General features: G+C 70.1%; 21 protein-coding genes and 1 riboswitch. Of the genes, 13 read left to right on the forward strand and 8 right to left on the reverse strand.

Annotated elements, in window-relative coordinates:
- Positions 1–6: 6 nt before the first annotated feature.
- Together ABFX55_RS45060 and ABFX55_RS45065 are read right to left on the reverse strand one after the other, a co-directional pair.
- Complete coding sequence (locus ABFX55_RS45060) at positions 7–429, reverse strand: CBS domain-containing protein (RefSeq protein WP_346129893.1); 423 nt, start codon at positions 427–429, stop codon at positions 7–9.
- Between the two features lie 48 nt (positions 430–477).
- On the reverse strand, positions 478–726 hold the full coding sequence (locus ABFX55_RS45065) for a DUF1876 domain-containing protein (protein ID WP_183656753.1): 249 nt from the start codon (positions 724–726) through the stop codon (positions 478–480).
- 153 nt (positions 727–879) lie between these two features.
- On the opposite strand from ABFX55_RS45065, the gene ABFX55_RS45070 reads away from it, so the two are divergent.
- The 8 genes from ABFX55_RS45070 to ABFX55_RS45105 all read left to right on the forward strand — a co-directional run bounded on the left by ABFX55_RS45070 (position 880) and on the right by ABFX55_RS45105 (position 6,582).
- On the forward strand, positions 880–1,686 hold the full coding sequence (locus ABFX55_RS45070) for a universal stress protein (protein ID WP_346129895.1): 807 nt from the start codon (positions 880–882) through the stop codon (positions 1,684–1,686).
- A gap of 92 nt (positions 1,687–1,778) precedes the next feature.
- A complete protein-coding gene (locus ABFX55_RS45075) occupies positions 1,779–1,982 on the forward strand; it encodes a DUF5302 domain-containing protein (RefSeq protein WP_183656759.1) in 204 nt (67 codons plus the stop codon).
- A gap of 231 nt (positions 1,983–2,213) precedes the next feature.
- Complete coding sequence (locus ABFX55_RS45080) at positions 2,214–2,591, forward strand: roadblock/LC7 domain-containing protein (RefSeq protein WP_346129897.1); 378 nt, start codon at positions 2,214–2,216, stop codon at positions 2,589–2,591.
- 1 nt (position 2,592) lies between these two features.
- A complete protein-coding gene (locus ABFX55_RS45085) occupies positions 2,593–3,396 on the forward strand; it encodes a DUF4388 domain-containing protein (protein WP_346129899.1) in 804 nt (267 codons plus the stop codon).
- Between the two features lie 29 nt (positions 3,397–3,425).
- On the forward strand, positions 3,426–3,800 hold the full coding sequence (locus tag ABFX55_RS45090; protein WP_183656768.1) for a roadblock/LC7 domain-containing protein: 375 nt from the start codon (positions 3,426–3,428) through the stop codon (positions 3,798–3,800).
- A 23-nt stretch (positions 3,801–3,823) separates the two neighbouring features.
- Positions 3,824–4,195: a hypothetical protein gene (locus ABFX55_RS45095; RefSeq protein WP_183656771.1), complete on the forward strand. Its 372-nt coding sequence runs from the start codon at positions 3,824–3,826 to the stop codon at positions 4,193–4,195.
- A 284-nt stretch (positions 4,196–4,479) separates the two neighbouring features.
- A riboswitch (cyclic di-AMP (ydaO/yuaA leader) is annotated at positions 4,480–4,614 on the forward strand.
- Between the two features lie 184 nt (positions 4,615–4,798).
- Complete coding sequence (locus ABFX55_RS45100; RefSeq protein ID WP_346129902.1) at positions 4,799–5,665, forward strand: hypothetical protein; 867 nt, start codon at positions 4,799–4,801, stop codon at positions 5,663–5,665.
- Positions 5,666–5,709: 44 nt separating this feature from the next.
- Positions 5,710–6,582 (forward strand): alpha/beta fold hydrolase, encoded by an 873-nt coding sequence (locus tag ABFX55_RS45105; protein WP_346129904.1) that lies wholly within the window; start codon positions 5,710–5,712, stop codon positions 6,580–6,582.
- Here ABFX55_RS45105 and ABFX55_RS45110 read toward each other — a convergent pair.
- Both ABFX55_RS45110 and ABFX55_RS45115 read right to left on the reverse strand, forming a co-directional pair.
- Positions 6,539–7,297: a DUF4388 domain-containing protein gene (locus tag ABFX55_RS45110; protein ID WP_346129906.1), complete on the reverse strand. Its 759-nt coding sequence runs from the start codon at positions 7,295–7,297 to the stop codon at positions 6,539–6,541. The genes ABFX55_RS45105 and ABFX55_RS45110 overlap by 44 nt on opposite strands.
- Before the next feature lie 94 nt (positions 7,298–7,391).
- On the reverse strand, positions 7,392–7,751 hold the full coding sequence (locus ABFX55_RS45115; protein ID WP_346129908.1) for a winged helix-turn-helix transcriptional regulator: 360 nt from the start codon (positions 7,749–7,751) through the stop codon (positions 7,392–7,394).
- Positions 7,752–7,805: 54 nt separating this feature from the next.
- On the opposite strand from ABFX55_RS45115, the gene ABFX55_RS45120 reads away from it, so the two are divergent.
- The gene (locus tag ABFX55_RS45120) at positions 7,806–8,411 is read left to right on the forward strand and encodes an NAD(P)-dependent oxidoreductase (protein WP_346129910.1); all 606 of its coding nucleotides are present in this window, start codon (positions 7,806–7,808) and stop codon (positions 8,409–8,411) included.
- On the opposite strand, the gene ABFX55_RS45125 is transcribed toward ABFX55_RS45120, so the two are convergent.
- Positions 8,405–9,610, reverse strand: coding sequence for a DUF4032 domain-containing protein (locus ABFX55_RS45125; protein ID WP_183656786.1), 1,206 nt, complete (start codon positions 9,608–9,610; stop codon positions 8,405–8,407). The two genes, ABFX55_RS45120 and ABFX55_RS45125, sit on opposite strands and share 7 nt — an antisense overlap.
- 23 nt (positions 9,611–9,633) lie before the next feature.
- Here ABFX55_RS45125 and ABFX55_RS45130 point away from each other — a divergent pair, with 23 nt between their 5' ends.
- The gene (locus tag ABFX55_RS45130) at positions 9,634–11,205 is read left to right on the forward strand and encodes a DUF885 domain-containing protein (RefSeq protein ID WP_346129912.1); all 1,572 of its coding nucleotides are present in this window, start codon (positions 9,634–9,636) and stop codon (positions 11,203–11,205) included.
- Positions 11,206–11,219: 14 nt separating this feature from the next.
- On the opposite strand, the gene ABFX55_RS45135 is transcribed toward ABFX55_RS45130, so the two are convergent.
- Both ABFX55_RS45135 and ABFX55_RS45140 read right to left on the reverse strand, forming a co-directional pair.
- The gene (locus tag ABFX55_RS45135) at positions 11,220–11,864 is read right to left on the reverse strand and encodes a class II aldolase/adducin family protein (protein ID WP_346129914.1); all 645 of its coding nucleotides are present in this window, start codon (positions 11,862–11,864) and stop codon (positions 11,220–11,222) included.
- Complete coding sequence (locus tag ABFX55_RS45140; RefSeq protein ID WP_346129916.1) at positions 11,861–12,445, reverse strand: TetR/AcrR family transcriptional regulator; 585 nt, start codon at positions 12,443–12,445, stop codon at positions 11,861–11,863. Before ABFX55_RS45140 ends, ABFX55_RS45135 begins: the two co-directional genes overlap by 4 nt.
- A gap of 48 nt (positions 12,446–12,493) precedes the next feature.
- Between ABFX55_RS45140 and ABFX55_RS45145 the strand changes: the two genes are divergently transcribed.
- Positions 12,494–13,405: a carbohydrate kinase family protein gene (locus tag ABFX55_RS45145; RefSeq protein ID WP_346129918.1), complete on the forward strand. Its 912-nt coding sequence runs from the start codon at positions 12,494–12,496 to the stop codon at positions 13,403–13,405.
- Positions 13,392–14,609, forward strand: coding sequence for an aminotransferase class III-fold pyridoxal phosphate-dependent enzyme (locus ABFX55_RS45150; protein ID WP_346129920.1), 1,218 nt, complete (start codon positions 13,392–13,394; stop codon positions 14,607–14,609). Before ABFX55_RS45145 ends, ABFX55_RS45150 begins: the two co-directional genes overlap by 14 nt.
- Here the strand turns inward: ABFX55_RS45150 and ABFX55_RS45155 are convergent.
- A complete protein-coding gene (locus tag ABFX55_RS45155; RefSeq protein WP_346129922.1) occupies positions 14,606–15,844 on the reverse strand; it encodes an alkyl sulfatase dimerization domain-containing protein in 1,239 nt (412 codons plus the stop codon). The genes ABFX55_RS45150 and ABFX55_RS45155 overlap by 4 nt on opposite strands.
- Before the next feature lie 166 nt (positions 15,845–16,010).
- On the opposite strand from ABFX55_RS45155, the gene ngcE reads away from it, so the two are divergent.
- A complete protein-coding gene (ngcE, locus tag ABFX55_RS45160; protein ID WP_346129924.1) occupies positions 16,011–17,459 on the forward strand; it encodes an N-acetylglucosamine/diacetylchitobiose ABC transporter substrate-binding protein in 1,449 nt (482 codons plus the stop codon).
- Positions 17,460–17,470 lie beyond the last annotated feature (11 nt).

Genomic DNA, 17,470 nt, shown 5'->3' on the forward strand with positions numbered 1-17,470 from the left:
GGCGTGCTAGTTGTTCGCGGGTGCGGCGCTGATGTCGGCGAGGACGGAGCGGGAGTCCCGCTCGAGGGCCAGGTCCCCCAGCGACACCACGCCCACGGGCCTGCCGTCCTCCAGCACGGGGATGCGCCGGATCGCCTTGCTGCGCATGAGCGCCACGGCCTGCTCGGCGTCGTCCTGCGGCGTGACGCAGGTCAGCCCCTCCCTGCTGCACACCTCGCCGAGCGAGGTCCGCCCCGGGTCGCTGCCCTCCGCGATCGCGCGGATGACGATGTCCCTGTCGGTGACGATGCCGAGAAGCCGGTCGTCGTCCACGACGAGCACGTCCCCGATGTGGTGATCGCGCATCTGCTTCGCCGCCTCCGCCAGCGTCGCCCCCGACGGCAGAGACACCGGCGCCGGTGTCATGATCTCTCGTACCTTCTGCATCATGGGATGCCTCCCCGTCTCGCGCCCGCGTCCGGGCGTGATGCGGTCGGTTCAGCTGGGCGTGGTGGCCGCGTTCTGGGCGACGTCCATGTTGGCCGTTCCGAGCAGCTGGTAGGTCAGGTCCTGCAGGGCCCGGCCGGCGGCCAGCTCGTCCCCGATGTCGGGGGCGGGCGGGTCGTTGGGATTGCGGTGGGCCTCGCCGTAGCCGGCCAGCCGTCCGCCGGACAGAGTGGCGTGGGCCTTGGTGAGATCGCCCTCTTCGGTGATGTCGATCTGCACGACCCAGCGTTTGTCGTTCATGGGTGCGCCTCCTTCTCCTGAGGGGCATCCCTTACCCCCGATGTGGCGCTCATCACAGTGCGGAAGGTCCGGGTACGGCAGGTTACGGTCGTTTTCCGGTTCACGCCGAGGGCAGAGGTCCTCTGAGGAGTGCCCTGAGGCAGGTGAGCGAACATGCGAGGCCCTGTCATAGCGGGAACCGACGGGTCGCCGGCCGCCCTGCGAGCGGTCGAATGGGCCGCGGAGGAGGCGGTCTTCCGGCGGGCGCCGCTGGTCGTCGCGCACGCCATTCCACGCTGGGCCGTCGACATCCCGGTCAACCAGTCGCCCGAGGACGACGAGCGCGCGCGGATCATGCTGGCGGAGGCGGTCTCCATGTCATGGGCGCGACGCGACGGCCTGGAGGTGACCACCGAGATCCTGGACGGCAGGCCGGAGGAGGCGCTCGCCGAACGCGCGGCCGACGCCCAGCTCCTCGTGGTGGGCAGCAGGGGCGGCGGTGAGCTCGCCTCCCTGCTCATGGGCTCCACGAGCCGCGCGCTGACGGCCCGGCCGCCGTGCCCGACCGTCGTGGTCCGCGAGAGCTCGGCCCACGGCGAGGTCGTGGTCGAGATCACCGGCGCGCACGGGCAGGACCCCGTCCTGGCCTTCGCCTTCGAGGAGGCCGCCCTCCGCGAAGCTCCCCTGAGGGCCGTGCATCCCTGGTCCCACCCGAAGCAGCGCCGACACGACGACGACCTGCCCGAGGAGCGCCGCCTGCTGACCGAGGTCCTCGCGGGGTGGCGGGGGGCCTTTCCCGACGTGGCGGTGGTCCAGGACCTCTCACACGACCGCCATCGCGAGAGGCTGCTCGTCGAGGCGTCCGAGCGGGCCGCCATGGTGGTGGTCGGGGCGCACGGCTGGCCCGTCGGGCTCAGCACGCCCGCCTCGCACACGCTGCTGCGCCGCGCCCACTGCCCCGTCGCGGTGGTCGCCCGCTGACGACCTCGGGCGGGGTCTCAGAGGGCGGCCGGTTTCGCGGCGTACGCGCGATCGTGCGAAGCTGTCTTTGTCCCCAAGACCAGGAGGTCCTGATGGCTGAAACACCAGCGGAACCCGAGCCCACCGAGGCCCCCGAGGAGGAGCTGAAGCGGAAGTTCCGCGAGGCGCTGGAGCGCAAGAACAACCAGCACGCCGACTCGGTCGAAGGCGGCAGGGGGAAGGATCCGTCGAAGATCCATGGCGCGCACGGTCCCGCTTCCAACAAGCGGACCTTCCGTCGTAAGAGCGGCGGCTGACGCCTGGTCTCCAGGGGAGGGTACGGCCTGCCGTACCCTCCCCGGATCTTGTCTGGAGCCGCGAGGGCCGATCGCCGGCCTCGCGGGGCAGGCTTGCCACTCTGGCGTAGTTTTCCGCCCCTCCAGTTATAGATATCCATAACCGGCGACATTCCCGACCAACGCTGGCACGTCGGCCCCTCCGGCTCCCTCCTACGCTGTCCCGATCAGCACGACGGCGAGGGAGGTCCCGTGCTCGGACTCGACGACTGCCTGGCCGAGGTCATGGCCATTCCAGGCGCGCTCGACGCGATGGTGGTCGACCACGCGAGCGGTATGGCGGTGGCCGCGACAGGCGCCGACGGCGACGTCGACGCCGCGCGTTCGGCGGCGGCCATCAGCGAGACCCTGCGCGTCACGATGGACGGCCTGGCGCAGTCGGCACCAGGTGGAACGGTCCGGGTCGACGACATGCTCGTCACCACGGACAAGGGCCACCACCTGCTGCGTCCCCTGGGGACGCCGTTCGAGAGCCCGCTGGTCATCTACGTGCGGCTCGACAGGGAGAGGGCCAACCTCGCCCTGGCCCGCTTCCGCCTGGAGGCCATCTCCCGTCAGTTGACGATGTGACATGCCTGCGCTGGACATGCTGCTCGCGGGACTGGCCAGAGAACGGTCGACGGGCGCCCTGCGCGTCGGGCGCTCCGGCACGATCTTCCTCGACGACGGCAGGGTCGCCTACATGGAGTGCGCCGACACGCCGGGCGCCGAGGACGTCCTCGCCGCCAGCGGCAGGGTCTCCGAGCAGACGCTCGGGGCGGCCAGGCGGGAGGGCGCGGGAAGCAGGCTGGTCGAGGACGGCGCGCTCACCAGGGGCGAGTTGCAGCACTGCGTGCTCGGTGCGGTGCTGGACGCCGCCTTCTTCCTGCTCCAGGTCACCGGCTCCAGGCCGAAGTTCAGGCCGGGCGAGCGGCACTGGCTGGGCGGCCAGTGGTTCTTCGAGGTCGAGGCGATCGTCCGCGAGTGCGCCCGCAGGGCCGCGCAGCTGACGGCGATCTGGCCTTCGGCCGAGCTGGACTCCGCCCCGGTCTCGCCGGTCAGGCGGCTGCCCGGGCACCGGGTGGTGCTCAGCGACCTGCAGTGGGAGATCCTCATCCACGCCGACAGGGAGGCGACCCCCCTCGAACTGGCCAGACGGCTGGGCAGACCTGGCTACTCGACGCTGCTCGCGGTGCGCAGGCTGGCCGCCGCAGGACTGCTGCACCGCCCCGCCGCCACGGCGCTGCCCCTGCGCGGCGGCCGGCGGCACCGCGAGCCCAGCCCGCCGCACGACCCCGACGCTCCCGCACTGCCTCTCGGGCCGGCGGTGAACGGCGACCCGACCGACCTGAACCTGCTGATCCGGCTGAAGAAGGCGCTGGAGGAGCTGTCGTGAGGTTCCCCTCACTCAGAAGGAGACCACCGGTGGAGCTGCGAGAAGAGGTGCTGAGAGAGATGGTCCTCCTCAGGGAGCGCACCCCCGACATCAGCGGGAGCGTCGCCTGCACGGTCGACGGGCTGACCGTCGCCTGCGATCTGAACGCGGACAACGCCGAGCAGACCGCGGCGCTCTCCGCCGCCCTGCTCGCGCTGAGCGCGCGCATGGCCGCCATGGCGGGCAAGGGCGCGCTGGAGGAGACGCTCATCTCCGGTACGGCCGGCTTCGCCGCCTTCTACGCGGCGGGCCCCACGATCGTCCTCACAGTCCTGGCCGAGCCCGGAACCAACCTGGGGCTGCTGCGGCTGGAGGGCCGCAAGACGGCGGCGAGCGTGGCCGCCATCGCATCACGCAAGCGGTGACTCACACCCCGACGGAGGAAAGCATGGCGAGCATGGACGTCTCCCTCAAGGAGATGATGGCGATCGACGGCGCCCTCGGCGCCGTGGTGGTCGACTACGGCAGCGGCATGGCGCTGGGCGCGCTGGGCGGCTCCAAGGACCTTGATCTGCAGGTGGCGGCCGCGGGCAACACCGAGGTGGTCAAGGCCAAGCTGCGCACCATGGAGTCGCTTGGCCTCAAGGACACCATCGAGGACATCCTGATCTCCCTGACCGGGCAGTACCACATCATCAGGCCGATGACCGGCAGGGGCGGGAAGGGACTGTTCCTTTACCTCGCGCTGGACCGCGGGAGGGCCAACCTGGCGATGGCCCGCCACCAGATGCGCGCCATCGAGGAGAAGCTCGAGGTGTGACCCGTGGCATCCCCGTGCCCGCCCTCCGGCGGGCATGGGGAGGGCCCGTAGGCCCTGATTCGTCAGGAAATTTCATGATTTTCTTCGCTAGATCGCATTAATGATCAGAGCGCGCGTATTCCACTGTTTTTCAGGGGTTTCGGGTGACTGCAACCCGGTTGATTCGTGACGATAAAGGGTAGATCTTCTGCCCTATTCATGGGTTTGCTTTTGCCTTTGGGGTGTTTTGCCCCTAGAGTCCATTGCGTTACCAGCTGGTGACCTTGCCCTTCATCAGGAAGGCAGGCCGGCTGGCGCCGAATCCCGCAGTGCGGGAACCGGGGACCCATCTCATTGGGGTGAATCCGGCCCACGGGCCGGTAGGGCATCTCCACGCCCGAACCCGTCAGCTAACCCGGTAGGCGAGATGGAGAGGACCGAACCCCCATGCACTACCGCCACGCCCCTGTAGCGATGATACCCGCCGCCTGCTGAGCGGCCCCTTTACTTCCCCCTTCCTCCCTCCGCGCTCCGCGTAGCGTCCGTTCGGCCTGTGCCCGGCTACGCCTTTCGCTGATCTCACTTTGAGCGCGGCATTCCCATTGCCTCAAACAAAGGACTTTCATGACCGCCCGCTTCGGCATGCGCGTTTCCGCTCTGCTCGTCACCACCGCCCTCACCGTCGGCGTCGGCGCCGCCACCGCTTTCGCCGAGCCCACCGCTCCCGACGTCGGTCAGGCCACCGAGCAGCGGACCCTCCTCAAGGGATCCACCACCGCCTCCTACTACTGGGACGACGCCTCCGGCCGCGCCGGTGACACCGGCCTGCCCGCCAGCGGCATCTCGATGCGCAAGGGCCTGGCCGCCAGCCCGAGCTGGCCCCTCATGACCGAGGGCTACGTCGTCTACAAGGGCAAGAAGGCCCCCTTCTTCGTCGGTGACCGCGGTCCAGGCGCCCCCTCGAACAACGGCATCATGCTCGACCTCGACGCCAAGACCTTCGCCGACCTGACCGGCGGCACCTTCAACTCCGGCACGCTGGGCGTGGACGACAACGGCGGCCAGGGCCACATCAAGGTCCAGTACGTCATCACCAAGTGGGGCAAGGGCGTGGGCAAGAAGAACCACCCCGTCGCCTTCTCCACCGGCGCGTGGGGCCGCAAGGACGCCAACCCGGCCAAGCCTCCGGTGGACGTCCTCGCCGTCGCGGCCAAGAAGAAGGCCGCCGAGGAGAAGAAGGCCGAGGCCGCGAAGGTGGCCGCGCTGAAGGAGAAGGCCGAGCAGGTCGAGCAGGCCAAGGAGGCCGGCAAGGCCGCGGTCATCGCGCCCGCCTCGCTGGACACCGACGTCACCGCTGCGACCACCGCCGCCGAGACCAAGTCCGACACCTCCCACACCGGCACCGCGCTCGCCCTCGTCGGCGGCCTCGCGGTCGTGGGCGGAGTCGGCTACCTGGGCCGCGGCCGGATCCGCAGGGCCGTCCGCCGCTAGGACAGTCTTGCCGTCATGCGGAACAGAATGTCATTCTGTTCCGCATGACGCTCATGGCGAAGAGCAACGGCATCGAGATCGCCTACGACAGCTTCGGCACCCCCGGTGACCGACCGCTCCTGCTGATCATGGGGCTGGGCTCGCAGCTCGTTCACTGGGACGAGGAGTTCTGCGAGCTCCTCGCCGCGAGGGGCCACCACGTCGTCCGTTACGACAACCGCGACGTGGGGCTCTCCACCCATCTCACCGAGGCGGGAGTGCCCGAGCTCGTGCCCGGTGCCGCCGCGCCCTACCTGCTGAGTGACATGGCAGACGACGCGGCCGGTCTCATGGACGCGCTCGGCTGGCCTGCCGCCCACGTGCTGGGCGTCTCGATGGGCGGCATGATCGCCCAGGCGCTCGCCATCGGCCATCCCGACAGGGTGCTCTCGCTCACCTCGATCATGTCAACGCCCGGCCCCGACGTGGGACCGCCCACCCCCGAGGCGATGGCCGCGCTGTTCTCACCGCCCGCTCCCGACAGGCAGACCGCCGTCGAGCGGGCGCTCGAGGTCTGGGCGGTGATCGGCTCACCCGGCTACGAGATGGACCGCGAGCGCATCGCGAAGGTCGCGGGCCTGGCCTACGACCGCGCCTACGATCCCGCAGGGACCGCCCGCCAGCTCGCCGCGATCCTCGCCTCGGGCGACCGTACCGAGGGGCTGGGCGGGCTCACGATGCCGGCACTGGTGATCCACGGTGAGGCCGACCCGCTGGTGCAGATCGCGGGCGGCAGGGCCACCGCGGCCGCCATCCCCGGCGCCACGCTGCTCACCTATCCCGGCATGGGGCACGACCTGCCCCGTCCGCTGTGGGAGGAGATCATGGACGCGGTCACAGCTGTTCAAGGCCGGCCTTCAGCCGCAGCAGCAGGCTGAGCTCGGCGGGCTCGTGGCGCACGTCGGTGCCGGGCGGCTTGGCGGCGCGCCTCGGCAGGGCAGGCGCGCGCCTCGGCTTGACCAGGAGGTCGGCCGCCGCCAGCTCCCTCACGGCCAGCAGGACGGTGAAGGCCGTCCTGTCGAGCCTCCTGGCCAGTTCGAGCGGGGTGGCGGCGCCGTCGGCGTGCACGAGCACCTCCCACTGGCGGTCGGTCAGCGAGACCCGCTCGCCCGGCAGCCGGGGGACGGGGACCACGGGCGCCGCGTCGAGCTCGTCCGAGGGCCAGACCTGGTCGAGCTCCGCTGTTCTGCGCCCGCACTCCTCGATCAGTTCGCCGACCTCGAAGTGCCAGTGGGGGCCCAGCCAGTGGCGCTCGCTCGGGCGGAACTTCGGCCGCGCGTTGTCGAGCCCGAACAGCAGCAGGGCCGAGTCGAGCACGGTCCTGCGCAGGGCCTCGGCCAGCTCCTCGCGGGTCAGCAGGCCCTCGCTGAACAGCGGCTCGCCGCCCTCGCGCCTGGTCACGGCCCGCTCCATGTCGGCGGTGCTCACCCTGCCGCCGCTGGTCAGGAGCTCCTCGACGCCCGGCGTCTCGGCGCTCTCCATGTAGGTCACCTTGCCTTCGAGCAGGTAGACCACCCCGGACCTGCCCACGCGCAGGGCACCCGACGAGCAGACCCCCGCCAGCCCGGTGAGGAGGCTCTCCAGCGGACGCACCGAGCCAGGCTATGAAGGCTTCGGCCGCACCGGAAGAGGCGGGTAGAGGATATGTTCCTCTCGGGAGGGGAAAAGGCTCACCGTATAGAAAAGATCACTGTGCGTGGTCGATGGCCTCTCGGCTCCCCATGATGCGCCCGACGTTCTGCTCGGCCCACTGCGTGACGGCGGAGACGGGCTCGTGCAGCGAGCGTCCGAGCTCGGTGAGGGTGTACTCCACCCTGGGGGGCACCTCGGCGAAGACCTTCCTGGTCAGCAGTCCGTCGTACTCCATGGCGCGCAGCGTCTGTGTCAGCACCTTCGGGGTGACGCCGCCGACGCGCCTGCGCAGCTCGGTGAAGCGCATCGGGCCGTCGGCCAGGCTCAGCAGTACCAGCACCGACCATTTGTCGCCGATGCGGTCGAGAACCAGCCTGGTCGGGCAGTTCGGGTCGAAAGCATCGCCAGTATCCATAAGGTACCTATAGCACGATGAAGTAATCAGTATCAAACGGATACCATCGAGCTCATGAAGATCCTACTTTTCGGCGCCACCGGCATGATCGGTCAGCGCATCGCGGCTGAGCTGGGCGATCGCGGTCACGAGGTCACAGGAATGAGCAGGTCGGGCCCGGTCAGGGGCGACGTGGCCCAGGCGGGTGAGCTCGCCAGGGGTTACGACGTGGTGGTCTCCGCCATCGCCCCGCCGCGCGACGGCTCCGAGCCCGAGGCGCCCTTCCTGGCCGCGAACAGGGCCCTCATCGACGGCGTCCGCGCGGCGGGCGTGAGGCGGCTGCTCACGGTGGGCGGCGCGGGCGGCCTCGAGGTCGCGCCGGGCGTCAGCCTCGTCGACACGCCCGGCTTCCCCGAGATCTACAAGAAGGAGGCCCTCGCGGCCCGGGCCGTCTACGAGCAGCTCTACCGGAAGGTCGACGACCTCGACTGGACCTACGTCGCCCCCGCCGCGGAGATCGCCCCCGGCGACCGGACGGGCGTCTTCCGCCTGGGCGGCGACCAGCTGCTCACCGACGCCGACGGCAGGAGCTTCATCACCGCAGAGGACTTCGCGGTGGCCGTCGCCGACGAGGTGGAGAGCGGCGAGCACCCGCGGCGCAGGATCACCGTCGCCTACTGATCCTCTTCGGGAAGGAGCGCCTTCTCGTCGGGCTTGTGGACCAGCACGGTGTCCACGTACGACTTCACCGCGGCGGGCAGGCCCACGTCGCCGCCCGCCGTCTCCGAGAGGTACCAGCGGTGGTCGAGCACCTCGTGGAAGAGCTGCGCCGGCTCCAGCTTGCGGCGCAGCTCCTCAGGGATGGCCTCTATCGTCGGTTGGAAGACCTCGGCCAGCCACCTGTGCGCCACGATCGCCTCGTCCTCGTGCCGCAGGCCCCTGGCCACACGGAAGCCGTCGAGGTCGTTCAGCAGCCGCCGCGCCTGGTTCTCCTCGGTGTCGAGACCGGTCAGGCGCAGCAGGCGGCGCTGGTGGTGGCCGGCGTCGACGACCTTGGGGCGCACGATGAGCCGTCCCGTGCCGACCTTGCGCCGCACCATCATCTCGGCCACGTCGAAGCCGAGGAGGTTGAGGCGGCGGATGCGGTTCTCCACCTTGTGCCAGTCGACCTCCTCGATGATCTCGTCCTGCGTGATCTCCTCCCACAGCCGGTGGTAGCGGGAGGTGATCTGCTCGGCGGTGTCGAGCGGGTCGATCGAGGGGTGCAGCAGCCCGCCTGCCTCGAGGTCGAGCATCTCGCCGAACAGGTTCATGTAGGCGATCTCGATGTCGTGCAGGCGCTGGCCCTCGCTGATCATCGGGTGCATGTCGCCGGTCTCGGCGTCGACGAGGTAGGCGGCGAAGGCCCCCGCGTCCCTGCGGAACAGCGTGTTGGACAGCGAGCAGTCGCCCCAGAAGAAGCCGTTGAGGTGCAGCCGGACCAGCAGCACGGCAAGCGCGTCGAGCAGGCGGGTGAGGGTGTCGGGGCGCAGGGTGCCCGACATCACGGCCCGGTAGGGGAGTGAGAACTGCAGGTGCCTGGTGATGAGCGCGGAGTCGAGCCCCTCGTCCCTGCCCGTCACGTACGCCACGGGCTCGACCGCGGGCGCGTCCAGCCTGGCCAGGTCCCACAGCAGCCGGTACTCCCTCTTGGCGTACCGCTCGCTGATCTCCTTGATCGCGTAGACCTTCCCGCCGAGCCTGGCGAAGCGCACCACGTGGCGGGAGATACCGCGTGGCAGGTCCACAAGGTGGCGGGCGGGCCACTCTTCCAGGGGGAGCTCCCAGGGGAGGCGGATGAGGTCGGGGTCGCCGAGCGCACCGGTGATCTGAAGCGGCATTTCATCAGGATATGGTGCGGAAGGTGGACGAGTTTCTGACCTGGTACTTCACCCGTAACCCCATCTCCGCGACACTGCTGGGCGCCGAAGGCTACGACCGCACGCTCGGCGACTTCACCGAGGACGGCCTGCTGAACTACGAGCGCGAGCAGGCGGGGTGGCTGGAAAGGCTCGCGACGTGGGAGACCCCCACCCTCGACGACGAGATCGACCGTGACCTGGCCGTCTCCCAGCTGCGCGGCGACCTGGCGCTGGCCGCGTGGCCGTGGTGGCGCAGGGATCCCAGCGCCTACCTGGCCGGCGTCTTCGCCTCCCTGTTCGTGCCGTTCCAGCGGGCGCTCAAGCCGGAGTCCGAGCTGGTCGAGGCGGCGATCGCGCAGCTCGGCGAGGTGCCGGACGTGCTCGCGGCCTGCCGCGTCAACCTCGAGCCCGAGCTGGCGGCCGACCTGCAGGTGCAGCGCGCCCTCGGCCAGGCCCGCACCGCGAGGGGACTGCTGACGCAGACCATCCCCTCGATGATCGACGACGCCGTCCTGAGCTCCAGGTTCGCCGTGGCGGCCGAGCCCGCCGCCCGCGCCTTCGACGGCTTCGTGACCTTCCTCGAGGGCTTCGAGGCCCGCGGCAGCTGGCGGATGGGGGAGAAGCTCTACACCACACTGCTGACCGAGCGGGAGCTGCTCGGGTACGGCGCGGCGGGCCTGCACGAGCGAGGCAGGCAGCAGGTGGCGCTGCTCGACGCCGAGATGCGCGAGGCGGCCCGCAGGCTCGACGGCTCTGACGACTGGCGCGCGGCGGTGGCCGTCCTCGCCGACAACCACCCGCCGACCCTGGAGGCGATGCGCGCCGAGTACGAGGCGGAGACGCAGCGCGCCCGCGAGTTCGTCCGCGAGCGCGACCTGGTCACCTTCCCAGACGGCGAGGAGTGCCTGGTGCTGCCCTCGGCCGCCTACAACAGGCCGATCCTGTCCGTGGCGCACTACATCTCGCCGCCCCCGCTGACCAGCTCGCGGCGCGGCTACTTCTTCGTGCCCTACACCCCCGACGGCTTCACCGACGAGCAGGTACGGCAGCGCCTGCGCACCAACAGCCGCTTCCAGATGCCGGCGATCTCCGTCCACGAGGCCTACCCGGGCCACCACTGGCACCTGGCGCACAGGGCGGGCAACCCCAGGACGATCCGCAAGGTGTTCAGCACGCCGTACTTCAACGAGGGCTGGGGCCTCTACGTCGAGAAGATGATCAACGAGCAGGGCTACTTCGACACCCCCGCCACCGAGCTGGGCTACCTGGACGCGCGCATCTTCCGCGCCGCGCGCATGGTCGTCGACACCGCGCTGCACTGCGAGGAGATGTCCATCGAGGACGCCGAGGCGTACATGCTGGCCAACTCCTCGCTGTCGCCCGAGACCGCCAAGGGCGAGGTCAACCGCTACTGCGCGTGGCCCACCCAGGCTCCCTCCTACCTGACGGGCGCGATCGAGATCGAGCGGATCGGCAAGGCGTTCAGCGGGTCGCTCAAGGAGTTCCACGACAGGATCGCGGGCTCGGGCAGCCTGCCGCTCGGCCTGGCCGAGAAGGCCGCGCTCGGCGCCTAGCCAGAAGGCCGCGCTCAGCGCCTGGGAAAGACGGGCGGGTTCGCCGCCCGCTCGACGACGGCGGCCAGCTGTTCGTCGGTGAGCACCACCGGCTTGCCGACGGACAGCCCCCGCACGTAGACCTCGCACAGCCACTCGAGCAGCCGGGTGGCCTCGAAGGCCTGTTCCAGCGTGGCGCCGATGGTCACCCCTCCGTGGTTGGCCATCAGCGCCGCCTGCTTGCCCTCCATCGCCGTCCTGATGTTGGCGGCCAGCTCGGGCGTGCCGTAGGTGGCGTACTCGGCGACCTTCACCACGCCGCCGAGCAGCAGGGCGTTGTAGTGGACGGGCGGCAGCTCGGTCATCGTGGTCGCCACCACCGTGCCGAAGACCGCGTGCGTGTGCACGACGGCCTGCGCGGTGGTGCTCCCGTAGACCGCCAGGTGCATGGGGGTCTCCGAGGAGGGCTGCAGCTCGCCCTCGACCAGGTAGCCCTCGACGTCCACGACGGGGCACATCTCGGGGGTCAGCCGGTCGAGTGCGACGCCCGAGGGCGTGACGGCCACCAGGTCGCCGTGCCGCGCGCTCAGGTTCCCCGAGGAGCCGAGCACCAGGCCGAGCTCGACGGCGCGCCCGCCGTACTCGCAGAGCTGCTGCCTGAGGTGGTCGATGGCGGTCACAGTGCCTCCAGGGTCGTGGTCATGATGCGCTCCAGCTCCACCCTGCCCAGCCGGCCTGGGTAGAGCAGCGAGCGCAGGCTCAGGCCGTCCACCAGGGCCAGCAGCCGTTCGGTCAGGTCGTCGAGGCCCTCGTCCGCGCGGATCTCCCCGGCCGCACGCGCCTCCTCCAGCAGCCGCCGTACGGCGGCGCGCAGCTCGGCCGCCTCCGCCCTCTGCACCTCGGCCAGGCGCTCCACGGCGAGGCTCCTGCTCCAGAAACTGATCTCGAGCCGGGTCTCCTGCGCGCGCTCCTCGTCGAGCGGCAGGTTGTCCATCAGTACCTCGCGCAGCGCAGCCAGCCCCCGCGCGTCGCCCACCCGCTCGGTGATGCGCGCGCGGATGCGGCGATGGGAGTCGCGCAGCGCCGACAGGAGGATCTCGTCCTTGTCGGTGAAGTAGTGGGCCAGCACCCCGTTGGAGTAGCCCGCCTCCTTGGCGATCGCGCGGGAGGTGGCGGCGTCGATGCCGTCGCGCACGATGACGGCGGTCGCGGCGGACAGCACCTCGCGGCGGCGCTCGTCGTGGTCAACGATCTTCGGCATGGTTCCAGCATATTGACTTTTTATTCGGACGTCTGTCTACTACCGGCCATGAGCGTGGTGACCGTAGGCGTGCACATCGTGGACATCCTCACCCGGCCCGTCGAGACGATCCCTGCGGGGCAGGACACGGTCCTGGTCGACCAGATCCGTCTCACGGCGGCGGGAGCGGCGGCGGGGACCGCCGTCGACCTGGTGAAGCTGGGCAACAAGGTGACGTCCATGGGGGCGATCGGCGACGACGAGCTCGGTGACTTCCTGCTGATGATCATGTCCAGGCATGGCGTGGACGTGTCGCTGCTGGCCCGCCGCACGGGCGAGCAGACCGCCGCCTCCATCCTGCCGATCAGGCCGGACGGCGGCAGGCCCAGCTTCCACGTGCCGGGCGCGAACCTGAGCGTGAGCCTCGCCGACCTCGACGTCGAGGTGCTGCGCGGCGCGAGGGCCGTCCACCTGGGCGGCATGGATGTCACCTTCGGCCTGGGCGAGCCCGCCTTCTTCGACGTCCTCGACTCCCTCAGGGAGCGCGGGACGATCGTCACCATGGACCTGCTGTCCGAGATGCCGGACCTGCTGGCCATGGCGAGGTCGTTCCTGCCGCACGTGGACCACGTGCTGCCCAACGCCGCGCAGGCGCTGGCCATGACGGGAGCGGACACCGTGGAGGAGGCCGCGGCCGCGCTCCTGGCCGACGGCGTCTCGGGGGTGCTGGTCACGCTCGGCGAGGAGGGCAGCCTCGTCGTCACCGCCGAGGGCTCGACCCGCGTGCCCGCGCTGGAGGTGGAGGTCAACGACACCACCGGCTGCGGCGACGCCTACTGCGCGGGCTTCCTCACCGGGCTGCTGCGCGGACGCGACGTCGTCACCGCCGCCCGTTGGGGCACCGCGGCCGCGGCCCGCGTGGCCACCGGGCTCGGCTCGGACGCAGGCGATCTGGAAGGGATCTTCGATGAAGGACGCTGAGCTGCGCGAGCGCGCGCGGCAGGTCATCCCCGGCGGCATGTACGGTCACCTCAACGCGGCCATCTTCGCCCCCGGCTACCCCCAGTTCTTCGCCAGGGGCGAGGGCTGCAGGCAGTGGGACGTGGACGGCCGTGAGTACATCGACTTCATGTGCTCGTGGGGCCCCGTCGTGCTCGGCCACCGTCACCCCGTGGTCGAGGAGGCCGCCGCCCGCCAGCTCGCCGAGGGCGACTGCCTCAACGGTCCTGGCCCGGTCATGGTGGAGCTGGCCGAGCTGCTCGTGGACACGATCCCGAGCGCCGACTGGGCGATGTTCTCCAAGAACGGCACCGACGCCACCACCCAGGCGCTCATGGTGGCGCGCGCGGCGACCGGCCGTACGAAGGTGCTCATGGCCCACGGCGCCTACCACGGCGCCGACCCCTGGTGCACGCCCTCGACCGCGGGCACCACCCCCAACGAGCGCGCCGACCTCGTCGAGTTCGCCTACAACTCCCTGGAGTCGCTGGAGGCCGCCGCCGCCACCGTCGAGGGTGACGTGGCCGCGATCATCGTCACCCCCTTCAAGCACGACTCCTTCGAGGACCAGGAGCTCGTCGAGCCCGCCTTCGCGCGCGGCGCCCGCGCCCTCGCCGACCGCCTCGGCGCGGCGCTCGTCATCGACGACGTGCGCGCCGGCTTCCGCATCGACCTGCGCGGCTCATGGGAGCAGTACGGCGTGCGCCCCGACCTGACGGCGTGGTCGAAGGCCATGGCCAACGGCTACCCCATCGCCGCGGTCACCGGCGTCGACGCGCTTCGCGGCCCCGCCCAGACGCTCTACTCGACCGGATCGTTCTGGTTCAGCGCGGTCGCGATGGCCGCGGCGAAGGCGACCATCGAGACGCTGCGCGACACCGACGGCATCGCGACGATGTTCCGCTCGGGGACCAGGCTGCGCGAGGGCCTGTACGCCCAGGCCAAGGCGCACGGTTTCACGGTCGACCAGACGGGGCCCGTGACCATCCCCTGGCTGAGCTTCGACGGCGACGCCGACCTGTCGACCGCGATGTACTGGAGCGACGCCTGCCTGAGGAACGGCGTCTACATCCACCCCTGGCACAACTGGTTCATGTCGGCTGCACACACCGAGGACGACGTCGCTCGCGCCCTCGAAGGCACCGACAGGGCCTTCGCCGAGACGAGGGCGCACCTGGGGTCCTAGGCGCCGGCGATCTTGGACGACTCCGACGCCGCCCAGGTGAAGATGCCCTTGGACATCAGCGAGATCTCGCCGGCCGCGCGCGTGCCGAAGACCTCGGCCCGCACGCGGTGCACGCCGGCGTCGCCGGGCGCGGCCAGCGCGGCCATCTCGGCCAGGTGGCCCGCCAGGCGCTCGTCGCCCTCGCCCAGCGCCTTCAGCGCCGCGTCGGCCAGCACGGAGGCGCCTCCGGCCAGTTCGGCCACCGCGGTGGCGAGCACGGCGTCGGGCGCGGGCTTCAGGTGGGCGGGGTTGCCGTCGTACCAGCCGCCGTACAGCCGCCAGATGTTGCGCACGACGAACTCGGGCTCGTCGTAGCGGGCCCGCAGGTACGGCCGGTCGGCGTAGCGGTCGAGCGGCCTGACGGTGTGCACGATCTCGTCCAGGCGGGCGCCCGCGTTGAGCAGGTCCAGCGTCTGGGTGACCAGGTGCTCCAGCCACTCGGCGGTCTCCAGCAGCGCCTGCCTGACGCGGTCGGCGCCGAAGACGGGCGCCCCGTGGCTAGGCAGCATGATCTCGGCGTCCAGCGAGGCCATCCTGCGCAGCGCGTGCACCCACTCGCGCGGGTAGCGCTGCACCTTCTGCGGGTTGCCGCAGTTGGGCGTCACCCAGATGAACAGGTCGCCGGGGAGCAGCAGCCGGTGCTCGGGGACGTAGCCCACCGTCGCGTCGTCGGTCTCGCCCTTGGCGTGGAACAGCTCGAAGGTCAGCCCGCCCCTGCGCACGGTGAGGGAGTCGCGGTAGGTCACGTCGGGGTAGCGGTAGTCGCTCGGCCAGCGCAGGTTCGGCGCCTGGAACTGGCGCTGGTTGATGATCGCGTTGTATCCGTTGGTGAGGATGTAGCGGTCGAAGCGGGCGCTCACCGCCTCGTGGGCGTAGACCGTGGCCCTGCGGCCCTCCTGCTCGAAGGGGCCGAGGCCGTACACGTGGTCGAAGTGGCCGTGGGAGAAGAAGGCCGTCGTCAGCGGCGCGCCGCTCCACGCGCGCACGTCCTGGTGCATCCGGGCGGCCGAGAATCCGCTGCTGGTGTCGAAGAGCGTCAGCTCGCCCTCGGTCTCGAAGGCGATCACGTTGCCGAACCCGGGCCACCAGCCGAGACCGTCGGTGATCTGCTGGACGCCCTTGCCGTCCATGCCGTTGTCGACGATGCTGTCAGCCTCTTCGCCACGCCAGACGCGGTCCGCGTACTCCTCAATCATGGAATCAGCCTCACAGCAGAAGAAGGTTCTGGGCAAGGGTCACGGTGTGACATCTCAAGGTCACAGCTGCGTCTCGAGGTCTTGACCCAGGTCGCGAGCCCTCCGTACCTTCAGGCAAACGTTTAGGAAACTTTCCTAATTGATCCCTTCATGAGGAGAGCCCCCCATGACCCACCCGGGAGAGATCACCAGGCGTCAGCTGCTGCGCCGGATCGGCATGACCGCTCTCGTCGCCGGCCCCGGTGCGGGCCTCCTCAGCGCCTGCGCCACCGGCGGCGGACCCGAGCCCGCGGCCTCGGCCAGCGCCGGCCCCTCGGTCTCCAGCCTCGTCTCGGCCACCAACCCGCTCGGCGTCGACGCCAAGAAGCCGCTCGAGGTGGTCATCTTCAGCGGTGGCCTCAGCGACGCCTATGCCACAGGCGTCCACCAGCCGCTCTACACCAAGGCCCACGCGGGTGTGCAGATCAAGCACGTCGGCACCCAGAACATCGGCACCCAGCTCCGCCCCCGCTTCCTCAGCGGCGACGTGCCCGACGTCGTCAACAACTCGGGCCCCGAGGCGCTCGACCTGGCCGCCCTGGCCGCCGAGGGCCACCTCGCCGACCTCACCCCGCTGTGGGACGCCCCCTCGGTCGACGACCCCGGCAAGAAGGTCCGCGACACCGTCACCCCCGCCGCCCTCGAGAACGCCAAGCTCAACGGCCAGGACCTGGTCCTCAACTACATCGTGTCGCACCGCGCCCTCTGGTACGACTCGAAGCTCTTCGCCGACAAGGGCTGGACCCTCCCGACCACCTGGGAGGAGTTCAAGGCCCTCGGCGAGACCGCGAAGAAGGAGGGCATCGTCCTGTTCGCCTTCCCCGGCCAGAAGGGCCCGTACTACCAGCTCTGGAACATGCTCTACTCCGCCGCGAAGATCGGCGGCAACCAGGTCATCATCGACATCGACAACCTCGTCGACAACGCCTGGAAGTCCGAGGCGGTCAAGGCCTCCGTGACCGCGTGGCTCGAGATCCAGACCGCCTTCGGCGACAAGTCCTACCTCGGCCTCGACCACACCCAGACCCAGATCAAGCACCTGCAGCACAAGGTGCTGTTCTACCCCTGCGGCTCCTGGCTCGAGAACGAGATGGTCAAGGACAAGCCCAAGGACTTCGAGTACGCCATCGCGCCCATCCCCAGCATCACCGCCGCCGACAAGATGCCCTACGGAGCCATCCAGGTCGGCGTCGGCGAGAACTTCGTCGTCGCCGCCAAGGGCAAGAACCCGGAGGGCGGCCTGGAGTACATGCGCCTCATGCTCTCCAAGGAGGGCGCGAAGGGCTTCACGGAGAAGACCAAGAACCTCACCGTCGTCAACGGCGCCGCAGAGGGCCTCGACCTGACCCCCGGCCTGGTCAGCGCCGCCAAGGCGCAGGACGCCGCCGGTCAGAACATCATCACCGACGCGCGCTTCGAGGGCTGGTACAAGGAGCTGTTCGACTACGCCTGGCAGCAGCAGAACACGCTGATGGCAGGCCGCCTGACCGTCGAGGAGTACCTGGACAAGGTCCAGAAGAAGGCCGACGACATCAAGGCCGACTCCTCGATCGCGAAGCAGACGAGGAACGCCTAAACACAATGGAG

Source organism: Nonomuraea roseola (assembly GCF_039535395.1).
Taxonomy (GTDB): domain Bacteria; phylum Actinomycetota; class Actinomycetes; order Streptosporangiales; family Streptosporangiaceae; genus Nonomuraea; species Nonomuraea roseola.